Source organism: Paenibacillus sp. Y930 (assembly GCF_056786375.1).
Map to the genome: position 1 here is coordinate 441,771 of NZ_JBXCIX010000003.1, position 18,354 is coordinate 460,124.

Here is an 18,354-nt window from a genome sequence, read left to right on the forward strand (position 1 = left end):
CTACAACTATCGGCTATATATATTATAAACTGTCGCAAAGGGCATCACAGAGGTCATTAAAAATGACCTTTTGATGCCCTTTCTTTCTTTACTTACTACTATAGCTACATTAACAGTGCAGTGCTCCAATCGATGTAGGTTCAATGATTGATTATCCCCTTATCTCACTAGCATATGTTGAACAATTTCTTTATTTCGTTCCTTGAACAGCTCATTATGAGAAGAAACCATACCATTAGTCTTGGCATCAGGCACGATGTAGCTTTTCGCTTTATTCACTGCATTAGCCGCATCTTGGAATGTACCTGCAATGAGATTAAGCTTACCATCATAGGCTACAATATCTCCTACCGCATATACTCCAGCAACCGAGGTTTCACAATGCGAATTACCTGCTATGTAGTAATTATCCTTCATAGCTAATTGAAGCGGACTATTCTCCATTAACGAAACATCCTGCTCGTAGCCATGACTAATAACTACTTCATCGACTTCTACAATCTGTTTTTCTCCCGTATCAGCATTCGTTAACTCCACTCTCTCAATCGCTGACTTCTGATCATTTGCTATCAGCTTTGTAATGGTCGTATTGAAGCAGCATTGCACATTACTTTCCATCAGCTTCGTAACATGAGCTTCATGCCCCTTCATCTGATCTTTGCGATACGTCAGTATCACTTGAGCAGCTACGCCTACTAATTCATTTGCCCAATCTAGAGCAGCGTTTCCACCGCCTGAGATCATTACCGTTTTATTATGGAAAGGTTTGAATGATTTGATCGTATAATGTAAATTACTAATTTCAAAGCGCTCTGCACCTTCTATTTCTAATTTTTGTGGTTTTAAAATTCCACTTCCAGTAGCGATAAATACGGTTTTGGAATAATGCTTCATTCCCGTAGATGTGTGAATAATAAATTGATCGTCTACTTTTTCGATACGTTCAACCTTCGTATCCAGCACAATTTCTGGATTGAACACCATCGCTTGCTTCGTTAATCGCTCAATTAACTGCGCACACGGAATGGGTGGAATCCCTCCAACATCCCATATTAATTTCTCAGGGTATACATGCAGCTTACCGCCAAGCTCAGGTTGGAAATCAATAATTTTAGTCTTCATTTCACGTAAACCACTGTAAAAAGCAGAATACAATCCTGAGGGACCTCCACCAATTATCGTTATATCGTATAGTTCTATATTATTCATTATTTTAACTCCTTATTTAAGTAGGTTATATTCGTATCCAAAATTTATCATTGACAATGTCGACTATAATTCTATATCATTATAACGAAAATGATAATCGTTATCAATTAGTTTTTTTGTTAATTTTCTTATTTCTCACAATTTATCTTCCTAAGGGGGAAAATAATGGTTCGCCTGCTTACCAATGAACTTACTGTCGCATATGGAGAACATACTATTATTGATCAGCTTTCTGTGGAAATACCTGATCAAAAAATAACAGCTATTATTGGCTCTAATGGCTGTGGAAAATCTACATTACTTAAAGCAATGACAAGAATTATTGCGCATAAATCTGGTCAAATTGTGTTAGATGGAAAAACGATCGCTTCAGAGCATACAAAAATATTAGCGAAGAAGCTCGCCATCCTCCCACAAACACAAGAACATTCCTCTGGTCTAACGGTAGGTGAGCTTGTTTCTTACGGAAGATTCCCTTATCAATCAGGCTTTGGTAGACTTTCAAAACAGGATTATGATGTGATTGATTGGGCACTCGAGGTAACAGGCACGAAAGATTATAAACATCGTAGTGTCGATGCCTTATCAGGTGGTCAGCGTCAACGTGTCTGGATTGCGATGGCGTTAGCGCAAGAGACAGATATGATCTTCCTTGATGAACCAACCACCTATCTTGATATGGCTCATCAGCTTGAAGTGCTTGAACTGCTGCAACAGCTTAATGTCAATCAGCAGCGAACAATCATTATGGTTTTACACGATTTAAATCATGCTGCTCGTTTTGCTGATTATGTGATTGCTATGCGAGATGGTCATATCGTGAAGCGTGGTAGTGCACAAGAAGTTATTACACATGAGGTTTTGAAGGAAGTCTATCATATCGATGCTGAGATCGGAACTGATCCGAGGACTGGCAAGCCAATATGTATTACCTATGAGTTACTAAAAGGAGAGAATTAAATTGAGAAAAATATTTATGCCATTATTAATCGTATTCATGCTTATCATCGCCGCTTGCGGTAGTAATAACACAACGAATAATACTAGTAATAGCACAGCTAACAATTCTAGCAATGCTGCTGCGAATAATAGTCAGCAAGAAGAACCAACGACTACTGAGTCTCAACTCGTAACCTATGAATCTGAGACTGGTCCCATTCAAGTGCCAGCTAATCCACAACGTGTCGTTGTACTTGCTTCTTTCAACGCTGGTAGCCTTCTAGCTTTAGGGGTTCCTGTAGTTGGCGTTGATGAGTGGGCAGCTGGTAACTCTAACTATGCTGACAAATTAAAAGATGTAGCCATTATTTCAGAAGAAGATGTTGAAGGTATTCTTAATCTTGAACCAGATTTGATTATTGCTGCCCCAACTACAGCAAACCTTGATAAATTCAAAGAGATCGCTCCAACGATTACTTATACTTACGGTACTTTAGATTACTTATCTCAACATATTGAAATCGGTAAATTAGTTGGTAAAGAGACTGAGGCTCAAGCTTGGGTAGATGACTTTAAAGCCCGTGCAAAGCAAGTAGGTCAAGATATTAAAGCGAAACACGGCGATGATGTAACTGTTACTGTCATTGAAAACTTTGCAAAACAAATGTACGTGTTCGGCAACAACTGGGGACGCGGCACGGAAATCCTCTATCAGGAAATGGGTCTTGGCATGACACAGAAAGTAGCGGATATGGCGTTAGCTGATGGTTACTATGCTCTATCTGTAGAAGTACTACCTGAATATACGGGAGACTTCATTGTATTAAGTAATGATGGGGCTGACAATTCGTTCAAAGATACTGACACATACAAGAACATTCCAGCTGTAAGCAATGGACATGTGATCGAGGCGAATGCTGCAGATTTCTTCTTCAACGACCCCATTACTTTAGATTTCCAACTTCAACTTTTTGTTGATGGTTTTCTTGGAGAATAGGAAGTCATGATGAAGCGATCATGGCTGCAAATACCTTTCGCTCTTCAATTAGTTATTGCTGCTTGCTTAACTATTATTGTATTTCTCGTTGCGATCACGTTCGGAGCAGCGGAAACTACGCTTAGCCATGTATATCATGCTCTATTCACATCTGTCAGCAACGAGAAAATAACGATGCTTGAAGAAATCCGTATTCCTCGTGCTGTGGCAGCTATGCTCGTTGGCGCAGCACTTGCCATCGCAGGTGCTATTATGCAAGGAACGACTCGCAATCCATTAGCAGATCCTGGATTATTGGGTTTATCTGCGGGAGCTAACTTAGCTCTCGCTGTATCTATTGTGCTACTCCCTACAATAAGTACGTTTACAACGGTTTGGGTTTGTTTTATCGGTGCAGGTATTAGCGTTATGCTAGTCCTGGCAATTGGTTCTGCCAAGCGCGGCAGCTTCTCTCCACTTCGGATTGTATTAGCTGGTGCTGCAATTACCGCTTTCCTTAGTGCGATAACAGAAGGCATTGGACTGCACTTTCAGATTACAAAGCGAGTTTCAATGTGGACTTCAGGTGGCTTGATTGGTACTACATGGTCACAAATAAGTATCATTACGCCATTTATCATTATTGGTATTGTTATTGCACTTTACTATTCGAGATCATTAACGCTATTAAGTTTAGATGAAGAAGCGGCTACTGGATTAGGCCAGAAGGTAACTAGAGTGAAAATTATTTTGTTCACCGTAGTCGTTATATTAGCTGGTTCCTCCGTCGCCCTTGTTGGTAATATGGCCTTTATTGGACTAATGATTCCGCATATGGTGCGAGCAGTTGTCGGCAATGATTATCGATATATATTGCCCATGTCAATCTTCACCGGTTCAACCTTTATGGTGCTTGCCGACTTACTCGGTAGAATTGTTACTTCACCATACGAAACGCCCGCAGCTGCCATCGTGGCAATTATGGGGCTTCCTTTCTTCTTACTTATCGTTCGCAAAGGAGGTCGCAGCTTCTAATGCTACTCGCTCGTCAAACAAGAAAGCAACGTCTTACTATGCTTGTCCTTACGATACTACTACTTGCTACATTTATTGTTGGCATAGGGACAGGATCGTCGGCCCTTGGCTTCGATCGTCTATTCCCTACGTTGTTCGGTGACGGCAGTTTTAAAGAAAGCTTTACTTTATTCGAAGTGAGATTGCCCAGAATTATCGTTACATTGCTTGCTGGCATGGCACTCGCACTATCCGGAGCAATTTTGCAAAGTGTAACGCGTAATGATCTCGCTGATCCCGGAATTATTGGTATACATTCAGGTGCTGGTATTGGTGTAGCGTTATTTTACTTGTATGTTCCAACACAAGTACTAAGCTTAACGTTTCTACTACCACTTGCAGCATTCGGTGGAGCAGTAATTACAGCGATCATTATCTATATTTTCTCTTATGAGAGAGGCACTGGACTACAGCCTATCCGCTTAATATTAATCGGTGTCGGCTTTTCGATGGCATTGTCTGGCATTATGATTTTTATATTCTCCGCTGTTGATCCGTTCAAGGTTGAATTTATTACGAAATGGATGTCGGGTAATATATGGGGGGCCGATTGGCCATATATATGGTCGTTACTGCCGTGGTTATTACTATTAATTCCGTATACGTTGTACAAAGCTAACCGACTCAATATTCTCACCATGAGTGAACCAGCAGCAATTGGACTTGGTATCTCTTTGAATAGAGAACGTATCACATTAATGTTAACTGCTGTCGCATTAGCGGCTTCTGCTGTTTCTGTTGCTGGTAGTGTAGCCTTTGTTGGATTAATGGCTCCGCATATCGCTAAAGCGATTGTTGGTCCAAGACATCAGTTATTTATGCCCGTAAGTTTGTTGCTTGGCGGTCTATTATTATTAATTGCTGATCTACTTAGCCGTTTGTTATTTCAACCGACAAGTTTACCAGCAGGGATTATGGTCGCGATTATCGGTGCGCCATACTTCGTCTATTTACTAATGAGAAAAATTTAGTTAGATAATGAAAGAGCTTGCAGTAAAGTATCTACTTGCTTACCTATAAGTTATTATAAGAGGTTTTTCAAAGAGGAGAGAATTATATTGAGAAAAGTATTCATGCCACTATTAATCGTATTCATGCTTATCGTCGCCGCTTGCGGGAGTAATAACACAACGAACAATCCGAGTGGCAACACTAATAATAGCATTGCTGCTACATCTAACGGCAGTAGCAATGCAGCCAATAATAGTCAGCAAGAAGCAGCTACTACTGAACCTCAAATGGTAACCTATCAGTCTGAGAATGGTCCTATTAAAGTACCTGCTCATCCGCAGCGTGTTGTCATGCTTTCATCTGGTTATGTTGGTAACGTACTAGCATTAGGCGTCCCTGTTGTTGGCGTTGATAGCTGGGCAGTTGGTAGCTCTCTTTTTGCAGATAAGTTGAAAGATGTCGCAATTATATCAGAAGATGATGTTGAGGGCGTTCTTAACCTCGAACCAGATCTAATTATTGCGTCTTCAACTACAGCAAATTTAGAGAAGTATAAGGAAATTGCTCCGACGATTACTTATACTTACAATGCTTTAGATTATTTATCACAACATGTTGAAATTGGTAAATTAGTAGGTAAAGAGGCTGAGGCTCAAGACTGGGTCGATGACTTCAAAGCTCATGCCAAGCAGGCTGGTCAAGATGCGAAAGCTAAGCACGGTGATGATGTGACAGTGACCGTTATTGAACACTATGCCAAACAAATGGCTGTATTCGGCAATAACTGGGGACGTGGAACAGAAGTACTTTATCAAGAAATGGGTCTTGGTATGACAGATAAAGTAGCTGAGATGGCACTTGCCGATGGCTACTATGCATTATCTGTAGAAGTACTTCCAGAATATGCTGGTGATTTTATCGTATTAAGTAATGACGGTTCTGATAATTCATTCAAAGAAACAGATACTTTCAAAAACATTCCTGCTGTAAGTAATGGTCATGTTATCGAAGCTAACGCTGCAGATTTCTTCTTTAATGATCCGATTACTTTAGAGTTCCAACTTCAATTGTTTATTAATGGTTTTCTTGGAGAATAGAAAGTTAATATGAATAAAGAGCTAGTGCATTATTGAACCACCCTATAGTGTCATTAAAACAGCTCAAGTTGCTTGGATATCTACCGAGGAACTTGAGCTGTTTTAAAAGTAGACGGGAAGAACACATTAATGTGTTCTTCCCTGATTTCCGTTATAGACAACCGTATACGACATTACGCAAACGTAAATGATGCTCATATTCCATACTCGGCGTCCGTTGATGCATATATACAATGGATATTTGTTCTACTGGATCGATTAATGCATACGAGCCCGACATACCCGACCAACCAAATTCACCTAAGGAGCCTGCGTAATGTGAAGCTGCTGGATCAATCAATGTTCTTACTCCTAGACCATATCCGTATCCTGCTGAATAAGGATGATGAAAATCTTGTAATTGAACTTCATTAAGTTGATTACTTCGAATAAGATCAATCGTCTTCTTACTTATAATTTGTTGCTTGTCTGATACACCACCATTAGCAAGCATCTGTGCGAATTTCGTATAATCTCTCGCCGTAGAATATATTCCTATACCACCAGCGTTGTAGATTGAAGCTTGATCGAAATGCTCATCTCCAGCGGCATAAGTAGGTGCTAGTTCATTGTTATCATTCAAAGCATATAGCGGTACTAAACGTGATTGTATATCGTCTTTGAAACGATATCCAGTATCATTCATATGAAGGGGATCAAGCAGCTCCTTCTGAATAAACTGCTCAATCGTTAGCCCACTTATAACCTCCACTAATCTTGCTACAATATCATGTGAATACCCATATGCCCAGCGAGTTCCCGGCTCAAATAATAATGGTGCTTTCGCAATTTCTTTAATCATTTGCTCTAATGTATAAGGGCCTTGCTTGCTAAGATTACCCGTTAGCTTAGATAGCTCCTGATGCGTTTTCGATTCGCCCCATTCGTATGGAATTCCTGAAGTCATCGCAAAAATATGTTTTACGAGGATTGGATTTTGAGCAGGTTGTATATGTACATTCCCGTTAGGAGATGTATGAACGACTTTCATATCTTTGAATTCAGGTAAATATAGATGTAATGGATCGTTCAACAGAAACTTACCACGTTCAAATAGCAGCATTGCCGCTGTACATACGATTACCTTCGTCGTCGAGTATAGTCGATGAACACTTCGATCATTCATCACTATTTTTTGCTCACGGTCAGCATAACCATAATAACCCTCATACATAAGTTCTCCATTTTTCGTAACGACACAACCACAGCCTACGATATCCTTATCTACAAATTCTTGTAATAAACGATCGATATTATGTAATCTATTCAATATATACAACTCCTCATTCCACATGATTATTCCGTTATATCGCTATCATTAACTAGCTAATCTATTACCGTTAGTAACGATTCCTAGTTTTCTCCTCGATATACAAATCGAATGCTTTATTTCAATCGATTATATCATGATATTGTAATATTTTAACATAAAATATTACACATATTCTGACTTCAGATGATTAATCATCCGTCGTATCGCATCGGCTACTACTTCCGGCTGCTCAGTCGGCACATGTCGATCACTATTAGGTGCTACTATAAGTAAACCTTCCTCCGATAATTTTTTCATATGTGCTGCTAGAGCATACCTTGCCTGCTTCAAATCATTCGAATCATCAACCATTTTACCGCCAATAATAACGGTAACAGGAATGTTTTTATAAGATTTTACTTTACGAACTTGGTTAAATGCTTGTTCGATATGAGCTTGCTCATTAGCTATTGTTTTCACTGTTTTGTTCAACGCGATTAACGTCCATATTTGTTGACGAATTGCCAGCGGATAATGATTGAATAATTGATGCAAAGGACGCTGTAATCTAAGTAATCCTTTTGCAACTCCAAAATAATTTAACAGCGTGTAGCGTTTATAGCGCTTCTGTATTTTCAGTTGTTCTTTCATATACTGCTCAGGAAATTTATTAGTATGCTCGTCTTCATGTAATGCATCAACTAGAATAATACCGCTTACCTGCTTAGGATAACGATATGCGAACAGACGTGCATTAAGCGCACCATAACCATGACCTACAATAATAACAGGACCTGTAATCTTTTCCTCTAATAACAATTGATGCAGATCATCAACATGATCCATACTCGTTCTTGGATAACTGCCTCCATCACTAAAGCCATAACCTGCACGGTCATAAGTCACAACTCTCGAAAAATGCTCCACTCGTTCGGCTACCATATGCCATGTAAGTGAGGAAGCACCATACTCGCTACCATGATCAAATACAACAGTAGGCGCTTCACTTTGACCTGTTACATGGATATGCAATTTTCTATGACCAATAGTATGCAAAGTACCTGCACAATGATATTTATGTTGATTACGTCTATTCATTAACATTTGAGTCCATAGTAATGCTAGAATGACCGCTACTATACTACATCCGATAATAACCATACTGCACTTCCTCTACTCTATAGATAATTCTACAGCTTTTCATTTGCTGCGCATCTATGCTTGCTGATTGAAAATTTACAATTATGTCGTAAGCAATATCGTTTCTCTTCTATTCTATCAACTAATCAGAAGGTTTGCATCCTCATCATACGCCATATCCAATCCCTACTGATTCGTATTTCCCTTACTATGTCCCACTAAAAAAAGATCTTGACGAAAAAATGTTCATCTTATATATTTACATTAATGTATTTACTAATCATTAATGTAAATATTACGTTTTAAACACAAGTTTCATTATCCGCATCAAATGACATGTATATTACAACATTCGTAAATTGAAAACGCTTTATTTATTTAGGAGGTGATCACCCTTACTTTGGAATGCTTCGTCATGCTATATCCATAATTAAAGGAGGTTTCATTAAATGAAGTATAAATCGTTCTCATCTATACTCTGTACTATTCTCGCTATTATGCTATGCTTGCCTACTGGTGCACTAGCTTCATCTAGTACAAGCAATATTCATTGGGCTGCGTCTGAATTGAACAAGTGGAAACAATCGGGTTATGTAGCCGATACTAGTGAGCCTAATAAAGCTATGACACGCCTTGAAATCATTACGATCTTGAATAAAGTATTCAATCTTTCTGTAACAAGCGATATGCTATTCACTGATCTAGAAAATAGCTCCGATGCAAGAAACCAGGTTAATCTTGCAGCAACCGCTGGTTATATTAAAGGTTATGGCGATGGTAGTTTCCGCCCTGATCGAGCAGTTACAAGAGAAGAAATAGCGGTTATTCTACAGCGAGTATTTCAGTTAGTAGGTCAAGCCAATGGATTAGACAAATTGAAAGATTCAGATAAACTTCAGAACTGGAGTATTGCTGCTGTAGGTGCATTATTACACGATCAATATGTCAAAGGTTATCCTGATCAAACTTTCAAACCAAACAAATCTGTATCCTTAGCTGAATTTATTACAATGCTCGATAATATTGCACCGATCATTATTACAAAGCCAGGTGTATATTCTAACCTTAAAGGTAAAAACATTATTATTGCTAGTCCAGATGTAACCATCATTGATAGCGATATTACTGGTAACATCTATGTTACTGGTGCCGCTGCAAAAGGTAATATATTAATTGAAGGCACATCTGTTGGAGGTACATTGTTCAGCTATATCGCTGATTCAGCTGTCACACTAATATCTTCAACGATAAAGAATCAAGTAGCTCTACAACCACAGGTGACTGCTCCTTCTGTTCCAGAAGTGACACCAACACCTGCTCCTTCGACTGCACCAGAATCAACACCAACCCCAACTAAGAAACCTACTCCAACATCAACGGTAACACCTACACCAACACCGACAACAGAACCAATTCCACCAACTTACCAAGAAGTTAGTATACATGATCCTTCTATTATTAAATCAAAAGAAGGCGAATATTATGTATTTGGTTCTCATATTGAAGCTGCTAAATCTGCTGACTTAATGAGTTGGAATCGATTTACAAATGGTTATGCTACAACAAATAATCAACTTTTCGGTGATCTATCAAATAATCTAGAACAATCTTTTGCTTGGGCAGGAGAAAATGATGGAGATAATCTTGGAGGCTTCTCTGTATGGGCACCAGACATTATGTGGGTAGACGAATATGATAATGGCGATGGAACAACCGGCGCATACTTAATGTACTATAGCGTTTCTTCTACTTATATCCGTTCGGCTATCGGCATTGCTGCTTCGCAACATATTGATGGTCCATATCAATATGTTGATACAATTATTTATTCTGGCTTTACAATCCAAGATTCGTTTGATACGAAAGCAGGTGTCGATAACTATAGCAAGATTAATACACATTGGGAAAATACAAATCTCGCTGATCTTAAAGCAGGCGGAGTCATTACAGATGCAAGGGATGGATGGTTCAAATCTGATGGTAGTTATAACAATGGTACATTCCCGAATGCCATTGATGCCAATCTATACCGCGGCACTGACGGGAAACTTTGGATGTCATATGGCTCATGGTCAGGCGGAATCTTTGTGCTTGAGATTGATCCTGCTACAGGAGCCGCAATATATCCTGGAGAGGATAGCACGACAGCAGATGGTAGAATTGTTGATCGCTACTTTGGCACCAAAATCGCTGGTGGTTATGGTAAATCTGGCGAAGGACCTTATGTCGTATACGATCCACAGTCAGAATACTTCTTCTTATTCGTCACTTATGGCTGGCTAGGTATTGATGGCGAATATAATATGCGTGTATTCCGCTCCAACTCTCCAAACGGACCATTCGTTGACGCTAATGGCGATAGTGCAGTTCTAGCTTCCAATGCCAATCATGATCCAATTGGTAATAAAATTATGGGGCATTATCATTTTGAACGCAATATTGGAGAACTAGGTAGCGGATCTGGCATTCAATATGTATCTCCTGGTCATAACTCAGTCTATATCGATGAAGAGACTGGTGAACGATTTGTTGTCTTTCACACTCGCTTCTCACAAGAAGTTGATGGTTTCCAATTGAGAATCCATCAGCTTGTAATGACTGAAGATAATTGGTTAATCGCCACACCTTATCGTTACGCCGGTGAATCTCTAGAGTCAGTTGCTGAGAGTGGTATAGTTGGCGATTATAAATATATTAACCATGAACAAGATAGCTCCAAAACTGTTCATACATCTACCTACATTACTTTGAATGCAGACCATTCAATATCAGGTGCAATTACTGGTGCATGGGAATTAGCTGATGACTACATTGCAAAAATCACAGTTAATGGTAGCACATATACAGGTGCATTTATCGAGCAATGGGATTCAGCATCTCAGGCATACGTATTGGCATTTACAGCAATGAATAACGAAGGTGAAAATATTTGGGGTGGTAAGTTAAAGTCATCGACTAACCTTGCTCAAGATATTCTGTATGATCTTACAGTTACACCTTCAAGAAATATTATCACTAATCTAAAACTACCTACGAAAGCTACGCGAAACATTGCAATTAGTTGGTCTTCTTCTAATATTGCTGTACTTAGCAATAGTGGCGTTGTTACTCGACCATATTCTAAAGATGCTGGACCCGTAACATTAACAGCTACTATTATGGTAGATGGGGTGACATACACTAAAGATATCGACGTGATAGCGAAGCCAATTGAATCAGCATCGCTAGCAGCTAAGTATTCCTTTGAGAATAATCTGATCGATAGCCAAGATGACAGTAAGCAAGGAACAATAGTTGGTTCTACTATTACAGAAACTGACAAAGGTACGATCAGCTATACCAATGGATTGTTTGGAAATTCTGCTTATTTCGACGGTACAAGTGGAGTTGTCCTTCCGTCTGATCTTATCGATAGCGATACTTATTCCGTATCTATGTGGCTTAAACCAGAGCAATTAACGCAGTATACAGCTGCATTCTTCGCTGCTAGTGATCCAGATCATTGGATAAGTTTACTTCCGCAAGGAAACTTTTTTGCAAACACGATGATCTGGCATCGCCATACATCGAATGATATATGGGTTGATGCACTTACGAATAAAACAGTTCCAATTCATGATTGGAGCCATGTTGCCTTTACTGTAGAAAACGGTTATCTCAAACTATATATTAATGGCGTGCTGCTTTATAGCGGACAAAGTCTTCCTGATTTGTTCATTGATGGGGATAATGCATTTTCGCTAGCCGTTAATTATTGGAATAATCCTTACAAAGGATATATCGATGAACTAGAAGTTTATACAGGTATACTTTCACAGCAGGAAATTACTGCAATGCTTTCTAGCGATAGTAAGGTTGAACAGATTCAATTAGCTATTAGCGAACAAATCATTTCACTTAACCAACACTACACGCCGCAAACTATTACGATAGCACCTACCATTGCTAATAATAAGCAACTATCATGGTCAAGTGCAAATCCATCTGTCGCTACTGTTCATTCAGAAACTGGAACAGTAACTAGCGTGAGTGTTGGTACGACAACGATTACAGCAACATCTACTGACGGCGGAAATATTAGCACTAGTTATGAACTATATGTTGTTGAAGGGGCCATCGCACACTTTAACTTCGATGATAATCTTGATAATATCGCGGTTTTTGGTAGTCAATCTGCTACGTATACGGGCGATAGAATCAACAAAAGTACATTTGATACACCAGAATATACTGAAGGCATTATATTAGATGGTGCACATGGACTCCTTCTGCCTAACTATTATTTCAACGATCAGACGTATAGTATTAGTCTCAACGTAAAAATGGAGCAATTCGGACATTTCCAAACTCTATTTTTTGTAGCTAATACTCCAGATCAATGGTTGAGCTTTGTTCCTGGAGGACTTCCAGAAACCAATGGGAATGCTCACTTGTGGGTAAATAATAATGGAAAATGGTTTAATGGTTTAACTGGGAAACTCTTCTCTACTACCGCATTCGTTCATGTAGTTATCACTGTTAACAATGGAACAGTTACTATTTATTACGATGGTGTAGAGGTGGTAACTTACCCAACTACAGAATTACCTGAGGTAACATTCCCTGATATATTTACTAGCGATACAACAGCAGTTGGACTTGGTGTGAACTACTGGGATGCTCCAGTTAAAGGAATTGTTAATGATCTAAAAATCTTTGATTATGCTCTATCAGATGCTGACGTTAAAGCTTTAAATTAGTTTAACACAGCAAAAAGCCTACTATGTCATTGACGTTGAACAACGTGCAGACATAGTAGGCTTTCTTATTTATAAGAGAGAAATATTAACGATATTCATTGAGGCTCAATAATATGGCCAACCGTTGGAATCCCAATATAGATCACTTATTAGCAGCTTTGGCGCCCCGTTTTCAGCGACACTATACGCATGACGGGCAATAACATTAGTACCATATACATCCTGACCACCTGGGCCGACCCAAGCGCCATTACCACTATCGATAACAGATGCTCCACCGTTCTTCATATCGACGCCATTCTTGTCGTAGAAAGGACCTAATACACTAGGCGAACGACCGACAGCAACTTTGTAAGTGCTATTCGTACCAGCACAGCATACGCCGATCGATACAAACAAATAGTAATATCCTGTATTGCTGTTATACACTAAGCTCGGACCTTCAATACCTCCTGATTTCGTGGCAATACGATAAGAGTTTCCTGTCGGCTTCATTGTAGAAGAACTAATCGATGTGATATAGATACCGCTACTCCAGGAACCAAACACCATCCATAGTGCACCATTAGCTGCTTGCGAAATATTCGCATCAATGGCATTGTAATTCGTTGAGTTATTAGAGTAGGTAACCATTCCTTTATCTGTCCATACCCCACCAGAAATTGATGTAGTAGTTACCAAGCCAATCGCTGATACTTTGGAGCCAAACGTAGAAATCGAATAATACAAATAGTACGTACCATTATAGTAGTAAATATCCGGAGCCCATACATCTAGACCTGTATGATTCGGCACATAATTACTCCACCATGAAGGTCTTGAATTAAAAATCTTCCCTGAGCGTTTATAATTAACACCATCTGTAGAATACAACACTTGTATCCCTTCACCAGTACTGAATACCCAACGCGTTCCTGTACCGTTTTCCACAATGTAAGCAGGATCATGTACATTCGTATCCCCTGTCAAATTCCAAGTTGCAGCGTTAACAGGAAAGACAACACTAAATAGTAGCATTAACGATAATAATGAAATAGTAATCTTTGATCTTTTTGAATTAGACTTCATCATTCCATCAATTCTCCTTCATACTTCAAGATTTTGTATTGCGACAATCCAAATAATAAACCATCCCCCTTTGTTCACCCATTTGTTACCGCTTTCATATCTTGAAGAAATAAAAGGAACAGCAACATTTCACTTTCCTTAATGAAAATATTATTATTTAATGTAAGTATTTAGAATAGTCATAAAGACCCAAATAAAACCTCATCTAGTCAGTACTCCAACCAATAGAGGTGTATATTGTATAACGTTAGCTTGTTCTGCTACATTTAGCGTCTGATCTGGATAAAAGGTATTTAAGTAAGAATAATGACTCAAAAAAGCCTACTATGTCATTTACGTTGGACAACGTATAGACATAGTAGGCTTACTTATTAATTACGTTAACTACTCTCACTATAAGTAACGATAGCGAGCATTTTTCATCCATTGAATTATTGAACGGTTAGATTGTACGTAGAGATTTTATCTGTAATAGCTTTTGCTGCACTATCTAATGCCGCTTGAGGTTCTTTAATTCCTGTTAATGCTTCTTCAATAGCACTTTCAACGATTTGACGAGCTTCAGGGAATACACCCATTACTGCCCCATTAGATGCTGTACTAGGCTTAGAGGCATGAAGCTGATCGATAGCAGTTTGGAATTGCGGATACTTTGCTAGATTATCAATAATAAGCTGTTGATCATAAGCCTTCTTCGTAATTGGGAAGTAGCCAGTATTCACATTCCAATAAGCTTGTGTTTCTGGCTTCGCTAAATATTTAATAAATTCCCATGCCGCTTGTTGTTCCTCATCGGATTTATTGTTCATGATCCATAGGCTTGCTCCACCTACAATAATCCCGCCGTCAGCAGCCCCTTCAGCTTTAGGCAGAAAGCCTGTGCCGATCTCAAACTGGCCCTCTGCCGCATCTACCATGCCCCGAAGTGATGCAGTTGAATCCAACGTCATCGCTATTTGTCCTGCAAGGAATGCTTTTTTCGTATCAGCTGAGGCACGACCTAGATTCAAAACATTTCCGCTGTCTACAAGCTCTTTCCACCAAGTAAGTGTTTGTAGACCAACTTCATTATTAAGTAATGATTCCGTTGCTGCCGCAGAACGACCATTACCATTGTTCAAATAGTCGCTACCTTGATTTGCAAAAAACTGTTCCATGAACCAGCCATAGATTGCGAAGGATGCACCAGCCTGTCCGTTCACTGTCAGTTTTTCAGCGTATTCTTTAACTTCCTCAAAGGTAGCCGGTGCTTTCTCTGGATCGAGACCAGCTGCTTCAAATAAATCTTTGTTATAGTAAAGAATTGCATTAGACGTATTGAAAGGCATGGAATGCAGTTGTCCATCAAATGTGTAATAGTTCGTAATATTTTCTTCAAGCTGAGACATATCAAAGCCCTCTGCGTCTACAAACTTTTGAATCGGCGTTGTAGAGTTAGAATCAATCATAAAGCGTGATCCAATTTCATACACTTGAATCAGTGATGGACCTGTCTTAGAATCCATAGATGCCTTCATTTTATTCAAGCTTTCATCGTAAGAGCCTTGATAAATTTCTTCAACAATAATATTAGATTGAGAGGCATTGAAATCCGTCACTAATTGTGTGACTGCACTACCAAGCTCACCACCCATAGAATGCCACCATACCACTTTAACTGGATCATTCGATGTAGGTGCTGGAGTTGGTGTTGCTTTGGTTTGGGATGCATCTGTTACGTCGCTAGTTTTGTTAGACGTATTGTTTCCGCTATTTCCTCCGTTTGCACCACAAGCTGTAACAAAGATAAGCATTACAGCCATAATTACAGTCAAACTTAATTTCAATTTTGCTCTCATTCTTGTTTCTCTCCCTTTATCTCGTTTTTAATTTATATGGATCGCCTTACGGCGTTGCCACTGAGGCTATGTACGACTTCATCCTTTTACTGCACCTGCTGTAATTCCTCGAACCAACTGCTTCAAGCCAAGCACTAACAGTAAGAGCGAAGGGAGCAGAACGACCATAACACCTGCCAGCAAATTGTTCCAAGAGCTCATTTCTTCGAACTGCAACATACTAACCCCAATTTGTACAGTACGCATTTTTTCACTATTCGTCGTTAAAAGCGGCCATAGATACATATTCCATGAATTAAGAAATACATAGACAGATAAGGATGCAATTGCTGGACGAGATAATGGTAATACAATGGTGGCATAGTGACGTAGATGTCCCGCTCCATCTATCCGAGCTGCTTCGAATAATTCCTTAGGTAGCTGGAGAAAAAACTGCCGAAGCAGAAACACACCAAACGCTGATGCTAGAAAAGGAATTGTGAGACCCTGATAAGAATCAAGCCAATCCCAAGATTTAATCGTCAAATAATTAGGGATAATGGTTACCTCCCACGGAACCATCATCGTAGACAGAAACAAAATAAACCAAAATTTTTTGAACGGAAATTCGATATAGACGAAGGCATATGCCGCCATTGAAGCGATACATACTTGTCCCACCATAATAGCTGTTGCAGTAATGAAACTATTGCTAATAAACGTCCCGACCGGTATTAAGCTAAATACATTCTCAATATTACCGAAGTACCATGATTCTGGAATAAGCTTTGGTGGATACAGTGTTGATTGCGCAGGATTCATAAATGCTTGTAGCACTGTATACAATAGTGGAAAAAGTACAATCACTGCAAACATGACTAACAGAATATAAACGAGCGAGTGATTCATAATATTCGTTGTTTTTCTCATTGATAGTGCACCTTCTTCTCTACAAATGCGAATTGAATGATAGTAAGCAGCAGCACTATCGCAAACAACACTAGTGCTAATGCACTTCCTGTGCCGTACTGATAATTAACGAAAGCTTCCTTATAAATGGAGTAAACTAACACTTCCGTTGAGCCTGCCGGACCACCCTTCGTAAGCAAATGAACTTGCCCAAACGATTGGAAAGCACCAATGATCGAAATAACTGAGAGGAAAAATAATGTTGGTGATAGTAGAGGTAATACAATACGTACAAATGCTGTAAGCGGACCAGCTCCATCTATTTTGGCGCTTTCCACCAAGTCATCTGGAATCCCCTGTAAGCCACTAAGCACAATGATGTAATTGAAGCCAAAGTTCATCCATACTGTCATGATTGATATCGATAGTAGTGCTATTGACGGATCTGGTAGCCATTGTATCGGTGAGATACCAACTAGCGATAATAAATAATTGAATACCCCTAGTGTCGGATGGAATAAGATAAGCCAAATTACCGCAGACGTACTAACCGACATCGCAAGCGGCATAGAAAACATAAATTGAAATATGCGCATGCCAGGTAATTTAATATGAGTAAGTGCAGCAGTTATAATCGCTAACACAATGCCTGCAGGTACAGTCAACAATGTAAATAGGCCCGTTACTTTCAAACTGTTCCATAATAGCTCGGAAGCAAACAATGTTGTAAAGTTATCAAAACCTACAAATGCAGCAACTCTGCCTCTTGGATCTGTTAAGTGAAAGCTTAAGTAGACTGATTTGACTAATGGATAAAATAAAAATAGGCTAAACAACAGTAATGACGGTGCTAGAAACAAATATCCGAGCGAGCTTTCCTTAATTTTTCTTAGCTTACTAGACTTTACGCGCACTCTAACAAGGTTTCCACTTTTCAATCTCTGTAGCGTCAATTCCCCGTCTCTCATTTCCATCTCCTTATTACCACCTTCATATTTATCTACTTTATCTATCATAAAGGTGATTTGTTAATTGACTGTTATTGCAGCATTAAGATTTTGTGTACATAATTGTTAAATTTATGTAATTTCATGAGCAGGAAAAACAAAAAAAGAAGACATCACTGCATAAACACAGTGACATC

The 18,354-nt window shown here is 39.1% G+C and carries 13 protein-coding genes; 6 read left to right on the forward strand and 7 right to left on the reverse strand.

Features of this window, described 5'->3' with window-relative positions; translation table 11 throughout:
* Nucleotides 1–159: 159 nt before the first annotated feature.
* Nucleotides 160–1,209, reverse strand: a complete 1,050-nt coding sequence (locus tag AC1TO5_RS10905) for an NAD(P)/FAD-dependent oxidoreductase (RefSeq protein ID WP_482062829.1) — start codon at nucleotides 1,207–1,209, stop codon at nucleotides 160–162.
* Between the two features lie 165 nt (nucleotides 1,210–1,374).
* Between AC1TO5_RS10905 and AC1TO5_RS10910 the strand changes: the two genes are divergently transcribed.
* From AC1TO5_RS10910 to AC1TO5_RS10930, 5 genes are all read left to right on the forward strand, one after another.
* Nucleotides 1,375–2,169, forward strand: a complete 795-nt coding sequence (locus AC1TO5_RS10910; RefSeq protein ID WP_482062830.1) for an ABC transporter ATP-binding protein — start codon at nucleotides 1,375–1,377, stop codon at nucleotides 2,167–2,169.
* A 1-nt stretch (nucleotide 2,170) separates the two neighbouring features.
* Entirely contained in the window at nucleotides 2,171–3,145 is a 975-nt protein-coding gene (locus tag AC1TO5_RS10915; protein ID WP_482062831.1) for an iron-hydroxamate ABC transporter substrate-binding protein, read from the forward strand.
* A gap of 6 nt (nucleotides 3,146–3,151) precedes the next feature.
* The gene (locus tag AC1TO5_RS10920) at nucleotides 3,152–4,159 is read left to right on the forward strand and encodes a FecCD family ABC transporter permease (protein ID WP_482062832.1); all 1,008 of its coding nucleotides are present in this window, start codon (nucleotides 3,152–3,154) and stop codon (nucleotides 4,157–4,159) included.
* Nucleotides 4,159–5,169: a FecCD family ABC transporter permease gene (locus AC1TO5_RS10925; RefSeq protein ID WP_482062833.1), complete on the forward strand. Its 1,011-nt coding sequence runs from the start codon at nucleotides 4,159–4,161 to the stop codon at nucleotides 5,167–5,169. The genes AC1TO5_RS10920 and AC1TO5_RS10925 overlap by 1 nt, the downstream gene beginning before the upstream one ends.
* Nucleotides 5,170–5,256: 87 nt before the next feature.
* Nucleotides 5,257–6,246, forward strand: a complete 990-nt coding sequence (locus AC1TO5_RS10930) for an iron-hydroxamate ABC transporter substrate-binding protein (RefSeq protein ID WP_482062834.1) — start codon at nucleotides 5,257–5,259, stop codon at nucleotides 6,244–6,246.
* A gap of 151 nt (nucleotides 6,247–6,397) precedes the next feature.
* Here the strand turns inward: AC1TO5_RS10930 and AC1TO5_RS10935 are convergent, their stop codons facing one another.
* Complete coding sequence (locus AC1TO5_RS10935) at nucleotides 6,398–7,555, reverse strand: serine hydrolase domain-containing protein (protein WP_482062835.1); 1,158 nt, start codon at nucleotides 7,553–7,555, stop codon at nucleotides 6,398–6,400.
* A gap of 165 nt (nucleotides 7,556–7,720) precedes the next feature.
* The gene (locus tag AC1TO5_RS10940) at nucleotides 7,721–8,698 is read right to left on the reverse strand and encodes an alpha/beta fold hydrolase (RefSeq protein ID WP_482062836.1); all 978 of its coding nucleotides are present in this window, start codon (nucleotides 8,696–8,698) and stop codon (nucleotides 7,721–7,723) included.
* A 428-nt stretch (nucleotides 8,699–9,126) separates the two neighbouring features.
* Between AC1TO5_RS10940 and AC1TO5_RS10945 the strand changes: the two genes are divergently transcribed.
* The gene (locus AC1TO5_RS10945) at nucleotides 9,127–13,416 is read left to right on the forward strand and encodes a LamG-like jellyroll fold domain-containing protein (RefSeq protein ID WP_482062837.1); all 4,290 of its coding nucleotides are present in this window, start codon (nucleotides 9,127–9,129) and stop codon (nucleotides 13,414–13,416) included.
* Nucleotides 13,417–13,521: 105 nt separating this feature from the next.
* On the opposite strand, the gene AC1TO5_RS10950 is transcribed toward AC1TO5_RS10945, so the two are convergent.
* From AC1TO5_RS10950 to AC1TO5_RS10965, 4 genes are all read right to left on the reverse strand, one after another.
* A complete protein-coding gene (locus AC1TO5_RS10950; protein ID WP_482063113.1) occupies nucleotides 13,522–14,484 on the reverse strand; it encodes a family 43 glycosylhydrolase in 963 nt (320 codons plus the stop codon).
* Between the two features lie 431 nt (nucleotides 14,485–14,915).
* Complete coding sequence (locus AC1TO5_RS10955) at nucleotides 14,916–16,322, reverse strand: ABC transporter substrate-binding protein (protein WP_482062838.1); 1,407 nt, start codon at nucleotides 16,320–16,322, stop codon at nucleotides 14,916–14,918.
* 78 nt (nucleotides 16,323–16,400) lie between these two features.
* Entirely contained in the window at nucleotides 16,401–17,231 is an 831-nt protein-coding gene (locus AC1TO5_RS10960; RefSeq protein WP_482062839.1) for a carbohydrate ABC transporter permease, read from the reverse strand.
* Nucleotides 17,228–18,178 carry a carbohydrate ABC transporter permease gene (locus AC1TO5_RS10965; protein ID WP_482063114.1) on the reverse strand — a complete coding sequence of 317 codons (951 nt, stop codon included), beginning with the start codon at nucleotides 18,176–18,178 and terminating at the stop codon, nucleotides 17,228–17,230. The genes AC1TO5_RS10960 and AC1TO5_RS10965 overlap by 4 nt, the downstream gene beginning before the upstream one ends.
* Nucleotides 18,179–18,354: the final 176 nt, after the last annotated feature.